This is a genomic window from Vibrio hepatarius (genome assembly GCF_011806575.1).
Classification (GTDB): Bacteria; Pseudomonadota; Gammaproteobacteria; order Enterobacterales; family Vibrionaceae; genus Vibrio; species Vibrio hepatarius_A.
In genome coordinates, this window is the sequence record NZ_JAATOO010000009.1 from 133,623 (window position 1) to 145,736 (window position 12,114).

The 12,114-nt window shown below is 47.0% G+C and carries 14 protein-coding genes; 8 read left to right on the forward strand and 6 right to left on the reverse strand.

From position 1 onward, the window contains the following. Nucleotides 1-11 precede the first annotated feature (11 nt). Both btuC and btuD read left to right on the forward strand, forming a co-directional pair. Nucleotides 12-1,007 carry a vitamin B12 ABC transporter permease BtuC gene (gene btuC / locus HCZ42_RS09400; protein WP_167420453.1) on the forward strand — a complete coding sequence of 332 codons (996 nt, stop codon included), beginning with the start codon at nt 12-14 and terminating at the stop codon, nt 1,005-1,007. Beyond that, nucleotides 994-1,749, forward strand: coding sequence for a vitamin B12 ABC transporter ATP-binding protein BtuD (btuD, locus tag HCZ42_RS09405; protein WP_167420454.1), 756 nt, complete (start codon nt 994-996; stop codon nt 1,747-1,749). Before btuC ends, btuD begins: the two co-directional genes overlap by 14 nt. Before the next feature lie 315 nt (nt 1,750-2,064). On the opposite strand, the gene HCZ42_RS09410 is transcribed toward btuD, so the two are convergent. From HCZ42_RS09410 to HCZ42_RS09420, 3 genes are all read right to left on the reverse strand, one after another. Next, nucleotides 2,065-2,640, reverse strand: a complete 576-nt coding sequence (locus tag HCZ42_RS09410) for a nucleoside triphosphate pyrophosphohydrolase family protein (RefSeq protein ID WP_053410464.1) — start codon at nt 2,638-2,640, stop codon at nt 2,065-2,067. A gap of 145 nt (nt 2,641-2,785) precedes the next feature. After that, nucleotides 2,786-3,346, reverse strand: a complete 561-nt coding sequence (locus HCZ42_RS09415; protein ID WP_167420455.1) for a DUF1415 domain-containing protein — start codon at nt 3,344-3,346, stop codon at nt 2,786-2,788. Further along, nucleotides 3,343-4,590, reverse strand: a complete 1,248-nt coding sequence (locus HCZ42_RS09420) for an MFS transporter (RefSeq protein WP_167420456.1) — start codon at nt 4,588-4,590, stop codon at nt 3,343-3,345. Before HCZ42_RS09420 ends, HCZ42_RS09415 begins: the two co-directional genes overlap by 4 nt. Before the next feature lie 107 nt (nt 4,591-4,697). Here HCZ42_RS09420 and HCZ42_RS09425 point away from each other — a divergent pair, with 107 nt between their 5' ends. Both HCZ42_RS09425 and modF read left to right on the forward strand, forming a co-directional pair. Further along, on the forward strand, nt 4,698-5,576 hold the full coding sequence (locus HCZ42_RS09425; RefSeq protein WP_167420457.1) for a LysR family transcriptional regulator: 879 nt from the start codon (nt 4,698-4,700) through the stop codon (nt 5,574-5,576). Nucleotides 5,577-5,691: 115 nt separating this feature from the next. Continuing rightward, nucleotides 5,692-7,152 (forward strand): molybdate ABC transporter ATP-binding protein ModF, encoded by a 1,461-nt coding sequence (gene modF, locus HCZ42_RS09430; protein ID WP_167420458.1) that lies wholly within the window; start codon nt 5,692-5,694, stop codon nt 7,150-7,152. A 53-nt stretch (nt 7,153-7,205) separates the two neighbouring features. On the opposite strand, the gene HCZ42_RS09435 is transcribed toward modF, so the two are convergent. Next, nucleotides 7,206-7,436 carry a glutaredoxin family protein gene (locus HCZ42_RS09435; protein ID WP_167420459.1) on the reverse strand — a complete coding sequence of 77 codons (231 nt, stop codon included), beginning with the start codon at nt 7,434-7,436 and terminating at the stop codon, nt 7,206-7,208. A gap of 112 nt (nt 7,437-7,548) precedes the next feature. Here HCZ42_RS09435 and HCZ42_RS09440 point away from each other — a divergent pair, with 112 nt between their 5' ends. Together HCZ42_RS09440 and rlmF are read left to right on the forward strand one after the other, a co-directional pair. After that, a complete protein-coding gene (locus tag HCZ42_RS09440; protein WP_167420460.1) occupies nt 7,549-8,061 on the forward strand; it encodes a M48 metallopeptidase family protein in 513 nt (170 codons plus the stop codon). Beyond that, nucleotides 8,058-9,119, forward strand: coding sequence for a 23S rRNA (adenine(1618)-N(6))-methyltransferase RlmF (rlmF, locus tag HCZ42_RS09445; RefSeq protein WP_167420461.1), 1,062 nt, complete (start codon nt 8,058-8,060; stop codon nt 9,117-9,119). Before HCZ42_RS09440 ends, rlmF begins: the two co-directional genes overlap by 4 nt. A 205-nt stretch (nt 9,120-9,324) precedes the next feature. Here rlmF and pilW read toward each other — a convergent pair whose 3' ends face one another. After that, complete coding sequence (gene pilW / locus HCZ42_RS09455; protein ID WP_439848996.1) at nt 9,325-10,038, reverse strand: type IV pilus biogenesis/stability protein PilW; 714 nt, start codon at nt 10,036-10,038, stop codon at nt 9,325-9,327. Between the two features lie 156 nt (nt 10,039-10,194). Beyond that, nucleotides 10,195-11,139 carry a homoserine O-acetyltransferase MetA gene (metA, locus tag HCZ42_RS09460; RefSeq protein WP_167420464.1) on the reverse strand — a complete coding sequence of 315 codons (945 nt, stop codon included), beginning with the start codon at nt 11,137-11,139 and terminating at the stop codon, nt 10,195-10,197. Nucleotides 11,140-11,270: 131 nt separating this feature from the next. Here metA and HCZ42_RS09465 point away from each other — a divergent pair, with 131 nt between their 5' ends. After that, the gene (locus HCZ42_RS09465) at nt 11,271-11,663 is read left to right on the forward strand and encodes an ATP-binding protein (protein WP_167420465.1); all 393 of its coding nucleotides are present in this window, start codon (nt 11,271-11,273) and stop codon (nt 11,661-11,663) included. Then, nucleotides 11,642-12,079, forward strand: a complete 438-nt coding sequence (locus HCZ42_RS09470) for a DUF3859 domain-containing protein (RefSeq protein WP_167420466.1) — start codon at nt 11,642-11,644, stop codon at nt 12,077-12,079. The genes HCZ42_RS09465 and HCZ42_RS09470 overlap by 22 nt, the downstream gene beginning before the upstream one ends. The last annotated feature ends 35 nt before the right edge of the window (nt 12,080-12,114 follow it).

The following is a 12,114-nucleotide window of genomic DNA, read 5'->3' on the forward strand; positions in this document are numbered from 1 at the left end:
GTCGGACACACATGGAATTTAGCCAACTTATCTACAGAAAGCAGCGCCGTTGGAACCTCTTCGCGATTGCGGCCATTCTGAGCCTTCTGCTTTTCTCTTTGCTCTACCTGATGGTAGGTGAAGTCTTTATCTCTCCGTTTTCAGAAGTGACTCCGCTGATGGAGCAACTGGTCTTGCAATTGCGCTTACCTCGATTGCTGACGGCAATTGCCATTGGTGCCGCTTTGGCTGTCTCAGGTGCGGTATTGCAAGTGCTGCTCGGCAATGTGCTCGCTGAACCTGGCGTACTAGGAATATCAGGTGGCGCTAGCGTAATGATGGTGTTGGTGCTGTTCTTCATTCCAGTGTTTGCTACGCCTGTCGGCTTTATGCTGGCTGCGGTGGTTGGCGCGTTACTCTTTACTTTGCTTTTGGTCTCTTTCGCACAAGTTGCCCGTTTAACCACCACGCGTTTGCTGCTGGTTGGTGTGGCTCTGGGTATTTTGAGCGGCGCGGTGGTCACCTGGGCGTTCTATTTCAGTGATGATCTGAGCTTAAGGCAACTGATGTACTGGTTAATGGGTAGTGTTGGTGGTGCGAGTTGGTATCACCATATTCTGACGCTAATGCTCTTACCAGTGTTGATTTGGCTTTGCTTTAAAGGACAAGTGCTAGACAAACTGATGATGGGTGAAACGCACGCGAAACAATTGGGCATTGACGTTGAAGCGGTGCGATGGAAGCTGATCCTCGCCGTCTCGGTATTGGTTGGCGGCGCAGTGGCATTGGGCGGAGTCATCGGTTTTGTCGGATTGGTCGTTCCACATTTATTGCGCCTTTCACTTGGCAGCGAAAACCGCTACTTGTTACCGATGTCGGCTTTGAGCGGCGCGGCACTGCTGGTTTTCGCCGATATTATTGCACGCACCTCTCTCGACTCAGCGGAGCTGCCTTTAGGCGTAGTGACAACGTCAATCGGAGCACCAATTTTCATTTGGATGTTGGTGAAGAATCATGATTCGCGTTAGTAGTTTATCGGTCGGCTCACGCCTTTTACCGCTCTCATTGACAGTAGAGCAGGGTGAAATACTCCATGTTATCGGCCCGAATGGCAGTGGTAAGAGTACATTTTTGTCGGCGATTTCAGGCTTGCTTGAACATGGCGGTGACGTCACGATTGCGGATCTCAATGTTCAGCAAGCTTCGGTGGAAGCGTTGGCGAGCTATCGCGCTTTTTTGAGCCAAAGTGACCGACCTGCATTCAACTTAGTCGTTGCACAGTATCTCATGTTGTCTGTCCCCACACGTGCTCAAAAGCAATTGGATCTCGTCGATGGTGTGGTGCGAGATCTCGCTCAGCTACTTGAACTCGAAGACAAGTTGATGCGACCTATTCATCACCTTTCTGGCGGTGAGTGGCAACGTGTGCGTCTATGCGCGATTTGTCTTCAGGTTTGGCCGACGCTCAATCCAGACGCTAAAGTGCTGATGCTTGATGAGCCTGCTGCGCCGTTAGATATCGGGCAAGAAGGGTTGCTGTATAAATTGATTCGCACGGTTGCTGATATGGGCATTGCAGTGGTGATGTCGAATCATGACCTTAACCGTACTCTACACAACGCAGATAAAGTGTTGATGCTGGATAATGGCGTACTCCAGCAATGGGGAACCCCCGAAGATGTGCTGAGCGAAGAAGAATTGGCTCGAGTATTTAAAACCAGTGTCACTAAAGCGTGGGTTAACGAAAAGCCCGTACTGATCTTCGAATAACAGAGGAACCGCGTGTTCAATGTGGTGCAAGTTGCACTCACTTTGCTCAACCTCATCAACTCAAATAGGGACACAAAATCGAGCTGCACCATAAATCAATAACTTACGAATGTTGGCAAACTTGGCACGCTAATCGCTTTAGTTAAATCGATACATTCTCGTTCTTGTTAGGCTTGGCAAATTTGAAGGGAAACCAGAAAATTGGCCCATACCAGTTAGCATTACGATTGGTATAGCTAAAGCCACTTTGTTTTATGGCAGCTTCCGCCACCTAGGGTTCGCCCAAGGTGGCGGCTTTTTATCTGACGATCTTGATTATGCCGTCAAAGACGCAAGATCCGCCGGGCGGTAGTAAACCGATTTCAGTACCTTACCTTGACGAATAGTTTTGCTGTCAGACACGAAGTCTTCCGCGCACTTAGCGATGATGTAATCGCCTTTCTGAACCGCCATCAGCTTGATGCCTTGCTCAGCGTAGTAAGCTTCTGTATCTGCGTACTCTTTCTCGTTGCGACATACTTTGCTCATGTTGCTTGAATGCACTTCATCCCAACAAGGGACAAAGTCGATGCCACGGTTTACCGCAACGTTAAGTAGCAGATCAATTAAGTAGTTAATCGCAAGGTTATCTTCGATTTTATCGTGTCCCAAATGAACCAGACGACCCATTAAGACATAAACACTATCAACGATCGCATCTGCTTGCTCTGTTTTACAATCCGCTTCGGCTAGTTCAGTCAGCTCTTCAATTGCTAGCGACGTGTGCAGCGTATCTGCTTTCTCATCTAAGCTTTCTGGAGAGGCGACTGGAAGGTCGAAAGTACTACGGAATTCAGTGATATCACGGTAAAGATGCTCAAAGATTTCGTTGGTAAGTTTTGAAAGGTGCATGTCTTGAACCTGATTAATTTATGGTGGCGCAATACTACCAAAGCTGGGCGCATGCTGCCATTTTTATGCAAGATAGAGCGGGTAATAGTGATGGCTGGGCAGAAACCAAAAAGAGCATCGCTAAGATGCTCTTTTAGTGACGATGTTACCGGAAGAGATAAGGGAATAGCTTGCGTCTATCTTCATCGGTCAGTGATTCAACACGGGCAATATTGGTATCAGGAATCGCTTCTGGATTTGGGTAATGCCTGAGTACTTTTTCCATGCTTTCTTCACGGATCAGATGGAAGACTGGATATGGTGAGCGGTTAGTTAAGTTCTCATCGTCTTCTGGTTCTGTACCACCAAAACAGTAGTCTGGATGGAAAGTTGCGAGTTGGAAAACACCTTCCCAGTTTTGCTGACGAATCAGCGTTTCAACCCAATCAATAAACAAGTTGTAATCGTAGAAGTCACTTAGCATGTTGGGTACAACTACCAGTGTTGTCTCTAACTCTTCTACGGTTGTTGAGTCCAGCTCCATCAACTGAGTAAGAATATCTTCTAGCAGCGCTTCTTCTTGGCTTGCCTCGCTGACGTAGATTTTGATCTGTTTATTGCGTTGAGGTTTAGCCGCGAAAGGGCATAAGTTGAGCCCGATAACCACATCGTTGAGCCATTGGTTTACTTGTTCAGCGATCTCAACCGTTGAGCGATTCATTGTCATTTTGGTTCCAGATTTGAATTTGCTGGAAGAATAGCAGAATCTCTGGATTGTGGCGCGCTTTGTGTGCTATTTGCGTAGGTCTTAGACAAGATGAAAAACAGCGCAAATAAAGCAGCGTAAAGTGCTAAGCCTCCCTGAATCACCGTTCCCCAGCCACCATGTTGCCAGCAATAAATTAGGAAGAAGCCCCCCAAACTACCACCGACATAGTAGTGCACCAAGTAGAGTGCCGTTGCGGTTGCTTTCGCGTGAGTGGCTTTTTGGCTCACCCAAGCGTAGGCAAGTGTATGAGTGAAAAACGCGCCCGAGCTTATCAACATCAAACCAATGACCATCGCTGGAATACTCTCGAAGTAAGCGAGTAACATGCCGGATAAGCTAATCAAAGAGCCCACCACCATACCCGGAATCGGCGCGTAGTGTTTGTTCCACACCGAGGTAAGCTTTGAGCTGAGCGTGCCAGCCAGATAGCACAGGAAGATCAAAGACGCTAAACCAATCGGTAGGGAATGCGGCTCTGCGACCATTCTAAAGCCCATTACCGAGTAGAGGTTGACGAACAGAGCAAAGTTGACGCCGCCGATCAGCATCGCAACTAAGATGGTCTTGTTTTGAAGATGTTTGACCAAGGCTCGATTGTGATAACGCAGCATGCCACGCTGTGGCGTAAAGTGTTGCTGCTTTGGTAGTAGGTACGCAACGGCAATGCCCGCAATGAGTGTCACAACGGCGATAACAACCACCGCTTGTTGCCAGCCAAATGCATCGGTTAACGTACCGCCAGCGATTCGCCCTACGATACCCCCCAATGAGTTGGCGGCGATGTAGCCGCCAATCGCACGGCTAAATGCTTGCTCTGAGAGCTCTTCCACCATGTAAGCCACGGCCACCGAAGCAAACGCGGCTAGGGCAATACCCATGATCGCTCTGAGTATGATAATGCTGATTAACGTCTGGCTAAGCAGCATCGCGATACCAATGACAGGCATAGCGAGCAAGCCAAATAACATTACGTTGCGGCGGCCAAAAGACTCAGAAGCGACCGCCCAAGGTACTAAACAAACAGAAAGCGCCAGTGTTGAAGCGGCAAAGATCCAGTTGATCTGTGTTTCACTCACAGCAAAGTGCTGCGCCATGTAAGGCAGCATCGGCTGGAATAAGTACAAGTTACAAAATACAAGGAAAGAGCCCAATGCCAAACATAGGGTGACTTGTCGATACTCTTTCGTGCCGGATTCAATCATTTTGCCGTTAGCTATTGTGTGGATAGTGTGACCAATGTATCAGTGGATATTGGATTGATAAAATATATTAAAAATATCGACATCATATATTTTATATATCGAGAGTTATGGACTCCAAACACCTACGCCATTTTGTTGCTGTTGCCGAGCACAATCACTTCACGCTCGCCGCGAAAGCGTTGCACATTGCCCAGCCCGCACTGAGTATTTCAATTAAGAAATTTGAGCAGCAATTGGGCGTTGAGCTGTTTCGCCGTGAAGAACGTAAAGTGACTCTGACCGATGAAGGCAAAGTGCTGTATGAACACGCCAAGCGGGTTCTGCAGCAACTCGAAGACGCTCAACTGGCGATTGATGAGCTAAAAGGGCTGGAGAAAGGTGAAGTGCGTTTGGGCGCACCAAGTATGATGGGATCCTACTTTTTCCCAGAGATCATGATGGCGTTTAAGATGCGCTACCCAAACTTAAAACTCACTTTGGTTGATGCGGGCACTGGATCAATCAAACAAATGCTGCTCAATGGTGAACTCGATATCGGGGTGATCAATAACGAAAACGTACCGGATGATTTGGAAGTAGACTCGTTACTCGACAGCGAAATGGTCGCGGTGGTCGGCAAGCAGCACCCAATCGCCAAGCAAAACACCATCAGCTTTGAGCAGTTCTTTGAGCACGAACTGGTGATGTTCCAACGTGGTTACTTTCATCGTGATTTTATCGAGAAGAAAGCGCAGCAATACGGTACTGAAATGCAGTTCTCGTTTGAGACGAACCTATTGCCGATGATCTTGAGTATCGTTAAACACGAGTTTGCGATTACCGCTTTGCTCGAATTGGTGACCGAGCACGAATCGGAAGTCGTGGCCGTGCCATTTGACGAACGGGTAAAACTCAACCTCGCCCTTGCTTGGCGCAGGGACGGCTATCTTTCTGTTGCTGACCGCACCTTTATTGAGTTCGTTAAGCAGTATGCCGCGCATAAATAATAAACGGATTGAAAGATGCCAATATCACGTTTTTTACATCCTTAATCGCACCAACTGATTGATTACAGTAGTTTGTCTAAAACTCTAAAAAGAACGAGGGTAAGGAAGCCTAACCATGCAAATCAACATCAAAGACCTGAGCGTAGATTCGGGAACCAACCGCTTAACCATCGATAACTGGAACATAGCCGACAATGAATCTTGGGGGGTATTTAGTACCGAGGGCGATATTGGCTCAGCGCTAGGATGCTTGTTGTGCGAAGAATTAGACGTAACTGCGGGTGTCGTTAGCAAGGGAGAAGGTAAAGTTGCCCAAGTCTCTTTGGTTGAACAACAGCGATTATTGGAAGACGAGATCGCCAAAGACGACACTGATTTTCTGGACCGAATTGATAAAGGTAGTAGCGTTTATTCATTGATTTTTGACCAATGCCAAAATAAAGAGCTAACCGAGCAGTTAATCGAAGACTTAGACTTGTCCCACTTAGCATCGAGCGGTTTTCGGGTGCTTTCTACTGGCGAAACAAGGCGTGTGATGCTCGCGCGCGCGTTAGCCACTCAGCCTGAATTACTGGTGCTGGACAACCCATTTACGGGTTTGGATATTGCACACCGAGCAACGCTTGCGACTTACCTGACTGAGCTGGCGAAAACCACTCAGCTGTTGGTGACCTTCAACCGCGAAGAAGACATGCCAGATTGGGTAGAGCATATCGCGCTGTTTAATCACGGCCATTTAGAGAGTGTGATGGGCAAGAGCGAGTGGGAAAACCATCCGGTCATTGCGCAAATCAAATCACAATCTCAACAGCAAAGTGAAGAGATGCTGGCGCTTATCCATCGTCACCAGCACGATCCTTATTTCTCCAATCCTGTCTTTGAAATCCGTAGTGGGCGAGTAGAGTACACGGATAAAACCATTTTCACCGACCTTAACTGGCGCATAGAAAACGGCCAGCATTGGCAAATCAAAGGCCCGAATGGCTGTGGTAAAAGTACCCTGTTAGGGCTTATCTTTGGTGATCATCCTCAGTGTTATTCCAACGACATCGATATCTTCGGTAAAAAGCGTGGCAGCGGCGAAACGATTTGGGAGATCAAGAAGAACATCGGTATGGTCTCTTCCGCACTGCATTTACAGTACCGCGTGAGTTGTAACGCCTTAGAAGTGATCCTTTCAGGCTTTTACGACTCAATTGGCTTGTATCAGCAGCCGTCAAAAAAAGAGATTCAAATTGCTCGCGAGTGGTTGGAAATCCTACATATGACAGAGTACGCCAATGTGTCGTTCCGCTCGTTGGAGTATGGACAACAGCGCCTACTGCTAATCGCACGGGCAATCGTCAAACAGCCCGCTTTGCTGATTCTAGATGAACCATACCAAGGGTTGGATTATTTAGGGCGTCGCTTAGTCAAAAACGCGCTAGAGTTAATCGCCCGCGAGAATCTAAGTCAATTGCTGTATGTCTCACACTATCAAAAGGACAAGCTCGAGAGCATCAAAAACGAGTTAGAGTTTGTATTTGATGACAGCGCGCAGTGTTACAAAGCGCAAATCATGACGGATATGAACTGATAGGCTGGAGTTGGCTATCTAAGCGCGGTGCTGGAATGACCGCGCAAAGTAGCTTAGCTGTCTTTATACATGCGCTCGAAGTTTTTCGGATTCCAGCCGATCATATAGCGGTCGCCGATCTTCAAAACAGGTAGAGAGCGCGCGCCGATGGCGTCCAACTCTTTACGTCCGCGTTGCATTTTCGCGTTGGTTAAACGGTACTGGTAACCTTTGGAGTCAAGATAACGCTGCGCATCTTTGCAGTGCGGGCATTTGTCTTTAACGTACAGTACAAGTCGTTTCATTCGTGAGCTCCTAATTCTGAGTCTGGTGAAGTGTAATGAAAAGACGATGAATGGCAAGTCTGAATCGGGTAGACTTACGCCTCTTTAATTCAAACAGCTGATGAATTGGATAATGAATCCTGCACTTCGATATATTCAGGGATACCCAGAGCACATAACGGCGCCGGTGACTAAGCTGGTGGAGTCTGGTCGATTGAAAGCCTGGTTTGAAAACCGCTACCCTGAGAACCATACCATTAAGAGTGAAAAAGCGCTGTTTGAATACACCATGGCGATCAAAAATCGTTACATGAAGAAAACCGCGCCGCTAAGTAAAGTGGTGTATGACAGCAAAATCCACCTTATCAATAATGCACTTGGCCTACATACCTATGTCGCGAAAGTTCATGGTGGAAAAATCAAATCTAAAAACGAAATCCGCATCGCCAGCGTGTTCAGAAATGCTCCAGAGCCGTTGTTGCGCATGTTAGTCGTGCATGAACTGGCACATCTAAAAGAGAAAGAGCACAACAAATCGTTTTATCAGCTGTGTTGTCACATGGAACCGGAATACCATCAGCTAGAGCTGGATGCTCGTTTGTTTATGATTTACCTTGAAACCGCTAAACAGAATGAACCGAAATGAACCAAGCGAATAAGCCAAACCGAGCCAAAGCCAAGCCAAACAAATCAGCGAAACCGACGGTCAACACCCGTGAGATGAAAGTGACCACCGTCAAAGGGAAAGCGGGACTGCATTCTCGAAATGCACATCAAGGGCGTTATGATTTTCCTAAGTTGACCGCAGCGTTGCCAGAGTTGAAACCTTTTGTGATCAAGAATCCGAAAGGTGAACAGAGCATCAACTTTTCTGATCCTGTCGCGGTTAAGTTGTTGAATAAGGCGTTGTTAGCTCATCATTACGGTGTCACTTTTTGGGATATCCCTCAGGGTTATCTTTGTCCACCCATTCCGGGTCGTGCAGACTATGTGCACCGCTTAGCGGAATTGTTGACGAAAGAGTCTAAGTCGTTAAAGCATAACTTGGTTCGTGCATTGGATGTTGGCGTGGGTGCCAACTGCATTTATCCAATTGTCGGTAGCACACAATACGGGTGGACGTATGTGGGGTCTGATGTTGATCCAGTATCGGTGAAAAACGCCAATTTGATTGCACAGCAGAATAAAGGTCTGAAAGGTAAGATCGAATGTCGACTGCAAAGTGATAGCCGCCATTTTTTCAAAGGCATCATTCAGCCGGGCGAGCATTACGATCTGACGACTTGTAACCCGCCATTCCATAAGTCTCTGCAAGAAGCCCAGCAAGGCACAGATCGCAAATTGAAAAATCTATCGGCTAACAAAGCCAAAAGAGGCCAAGCAAGTCAAAATCTCAAGCTGAAAGAATCACCTATACTCAACTTTGGTGGTCAGAATGCTGAGCTTTGGTGTCCGGGTGGCGAAGCCGCGTTCATCAAGAACATGGCTTTTGAAAGTCGAGACTTTGCTGACCAAGTACTTTGGTTCTCAACACTGATTTCGAAAAAGGACAATGTGCGTTGGATGCGCAAAAACCTTGAGAAAGCAGGAGCAGCAGAAGTTCAGATTGTTGAAATGAGTCAAGGACAAAAAGTGAGTCGCTTTGTCGCTTGGACGTTCAAAACGCCTGAGCAGCGTCAAGATTGGTTAAAACTGAAGAGTTGATAAAGGAGAGGGTGTATGGACTTTGAAATTTATATGCCCTGTCAGCCAGAGTGGTTTTGCACCAGTTTTCTATGGCTCTTTAGCGTTCTGTTAATCATTGGATTAGTCGGGTTCATTCGAATTCTGTACAAAGAACACAAGAAGATCTTACGCGCTTCCAGAGTACGTCGGAGGCGCAGGACGCACCACCGACATAGAAAATAGTTTATCCCAACTGTTCAAGCGTTTTACGATATTTCTGCTCCAATACTTCGTTTCCGGCTTTGCTCTCTAATTCTGCCAGCAGTTGTAGTGACGCCTTTTGCACTCCGTATCTCTGATTAAACTTCATTAGTCGAATTCTAGCTTCGGTAAACTCGCCAGCATCTATCTCTAGTTTTGCTAAGTTAAGCAGTGCTCGGACTCGGTTTGGGTCGTGGTCTAGTGTGCGACTGAAGTAGGTTTTCGCCTGTTCGACATTTCCAGCTTTCAACGCACAAAACGCGGCATTTTCGTAGCTGGCGGAAATGAGGTAATAATAGGGCTGCTCAACGGCTTTCCTAAAAAACTTATCGGCTTTGTCATAGTCACCGAGCTTACACAGGAAAGTGCCGTAGTTATTGAGTACGTTACCGTTGCGTGGGTGCTGCCTTAGCGCCGTTTCATACATGCGTCGTGCAGATTTTGGTTCACCGACTTTTTCGAAGTAGTGCGCCATCGAGAGCTGAGCTCGGTAGTAGCCAGGGTAGTGTTCCATCGCCTTTTCTAGATTTTCTCGCGCTTTGTACATGTTGCCTTGCTCTAGGTAGCCAATACCCAGTGCAATTCGCGCTTCTGCACGCTCTTTTGGTTCGGCGACGGGTTCCGAGTTGCTACTCGTTTCCACAGTGACACAGCCTGATAAAGTGATCGCCAACAGAATTCCTAAACGACGCATAATATCTTTCTACCCTGAAGAATTTAGTAGCATGTATAACGTAAACAAAGGCTTGTGATTAGGTGCATAACGGAAGTATGCGACTGACACGGCAATTATCGCCAGAATGAAAAGGCAGAGAAAACAAAAGGGCTTGAAGTAAGCCCTTTGTTGGATGGTTTAATCGTCGTCTTTAGTGAAGTTGGCTTCGCTAAAGTGGTCGAGATCGTATGGAGTTTGTTGGTAAACGCAGTAATTGAGCCAATTTGCGAACAGAAGGTGTCCGTGGCTTCGCCAGCTTGCGCTTGGCTTATTATCTGGGTTGTTGTTCGGGTAATAGTTAACCGGAATCGCCGGCTCCATACCTTCGCCTAAATCGCGGATGTACTCGTTGTGCAGTGTTAACGGGTCGTACTCCGGATGCCCGGTGACAAACACATTACGCTTATCTTTGGTCGATGCGAGATAAACACCTGCGACATCAGACGTAGCAAGAATATCTAGGTCAGTGTGTTCCTCTAGGTATTCCTGCGAGAAATCCGCGTAGCGCGAATGTGGCGCTAAGAATGTGTCATCAAAACCGCGTAAAACTGGGTGATACGGGTGGTGGATCTCGTGGTGATACACGCCTGATAACTTCTCTTTACGGGTGCGTTTTGGCAGGTTGTAAAGCAGCTTCAAACCCGCTTGCGCTGCCCAACAGACATACAATGTTGAGGTAACGTGGTCTTTTGCCCAGCTCATAATCGTTTGTAAGTGATCCCAATAGATCACATCTTCAAACTGAACTAAGCCTAGCGGCGCGCCGGTAATAATCAGGCCATCGAAATTTCGTCCTTTGATGGTCTCGAACTGACGATAAAAATTATCCAAGTGTTCGGTTGGGGTATTTTTACTCGGGCGGTCGTCGATTCTCAGAAGCTCGATATCGACTTGTAGCGGACTGTTGGACAACAGACGTAGGAACTGAGTTTCCGTCTCAATTTTCTTAGGCATAAGATTGAGGATCAGAACCTTGAGCGGACGAATCTCCTGCGTTGAAGCACGAGATTCCGGCATGACGAATATGTGTTCCTGTCTTAATACGTCAGTTGCAGGTAATTGATCGGGGATCTTAATAGGCACAGCTTACTCCCTAAGCATTATTTATGGACGTCTATACATCTAAACTTAACCCAATAAGATCGGCTTGTCGATAGCAATTTAGAGCCATTTCATATTATGATTCGGGCAAACAAACTCTAATCTCACATTTGATGACCCTCAAACTGACTCTTATTCGTGGTTTACCCGGCTCAGGAAAAAGCACTCTAGCGAAAACCTTTCACGCTAATCATTACGAAGCTGATATGTACTTTGTTGATAACAAAGGCTGTTATGCGTACCAAGCTGAAAAGCTCGCGTTGGCGCATCAATGGTGCCAGTCGATGACAGAGAAAAGTTTGGCGCGTAAGCAAAGTGTTGTGGTCTCCAATACCTTTGTTCGTCGCTGGGAGATGGCGCCTTACTTAAAAATGGCAAAGCGCTACGGGGCGAAACTGGAAGTGATCGAATGCACAGAGAACTTTGGCAATATTCATGGCGTTGAGCCTGAAACAATCGAAAAAATGAAAAAGCGGTGGCAAGAATGGCAAAGCGTTCCCCAGTAGTAGAAATGACTTCTTATGGCATTTACAAAGAGTGGGATTCTCATTCCAAGCATCTACCGAAGATCCAAGAATTCACCACCAAAGTACCCGCCGATGAAGAGGTTGAGTTTGGTTACATCGTCAATATCAAGAAAGCCAAGGGCGAGGTGATTGAGTTCTGCATTGACCATCCTGGCGTGCTGGGTAAAAAAGGGCAGGTACTCGAACCATTCACCGGTGACTTGCACGTTGGTAGCAATGACTGGGACTTCTACTTAGGCGACACGATTCAACTGCTCGACCCAATCAATGGTATGGAGTCCAACATCGGTAAGTGGCGCATGACGATCACGCTAGGCGGCAAAGTGATCGCAGACAAAACATTCGACGTTTATGCCAGAGACGAAGGCGAGTTCTGGAAAAGCCGCGGCTTTTAGCCAACTTTCATAGGGCGCTGGTTTCTTAATTCAGC

Bases quoted from the DNA above. Each gene is read 5' to 3' on its own strand.
- btuC (WP_167420453.1), top strand. From the start codon at position 12: ATGGAATTTAGCCAACTTATCTACAGAAAGCAGCGCCGTTGGAACCTC.
- btuD (WP_167420454.1), top strand. From the start codon at position 994: ATGATTCGCGTTAGTAGTTTATCGGTCGGCTCACGCCTTTTACCGCTC.
- HCZ42_RS09410 (WP_053410464.1), bottom strand. From the start codon at position 2,640: ATGCACCTTTCAAAACTTACCAACGAAATCTTTGAGCATCTTTACCGT.
- HCZ42_RS09415 (WP_167420455.1), bottom strand. From the start codon at position 3,346: ATGACAATGAATCGCTCAACGGTTGAGATCGCTGAACAAGTAAACCAA.
- HCZ42_RS09420 (WP_167420456.1), bottom strand. From the start codon at position 4,590: ATGATTGAATCCGGCACGAAAGAGTATCGACAAGTCACCCTATGTTTG.
- HCZ42_RS09425 (WP_167420457.1), top strand. From the start codon at position 4,698: ATGGACTCCAAACACCTACGCCATTTTGTTGCTGTTGCCGAGCACAAT.
- modF (WP_167420458.1), top strand. From the start codon at position 5,692: ATGCAAATCAACATCAAAGACCTGAGCGTAGATTCGGGAACCAACCGC.
- HCZ42_RS09435 (WP_167420459.1), bottom strand. From the start codon at position 7,436: ATGAAACGACTTGTACTGTACGTTAAAGACAAATGCCCGCACTGCAAA.
- HCZ42_RS09440 (WP_167420460.1), top strand. From the start codon at position 7,549: ATGAATCCTGCACTTCGATATATTCAGGGATACCCAGAGCACATAACG.
- rlmF (WP_167420461.1), top strand. From the start codon at position 8,058: ATGAACCAAGCGAATAAGCCAAACCGAGCCAAAGCCAAGCCAAACAAA.
- HCZ42_RS09465 (WP_167420465.1), top strand. From the start codon at position 11,271: ATGACCCTCAAACTGACTCTTATTCGTGGTTTACCCGGCTCAGGAAAA.
- HCZ42_RS09470 (WP_167420466.1), top strand. From the start codon at position 11,642: ATGGCAAAGCGTTCCCCAGTAGTAGAAATGACTTCTTATGGCATTTAC.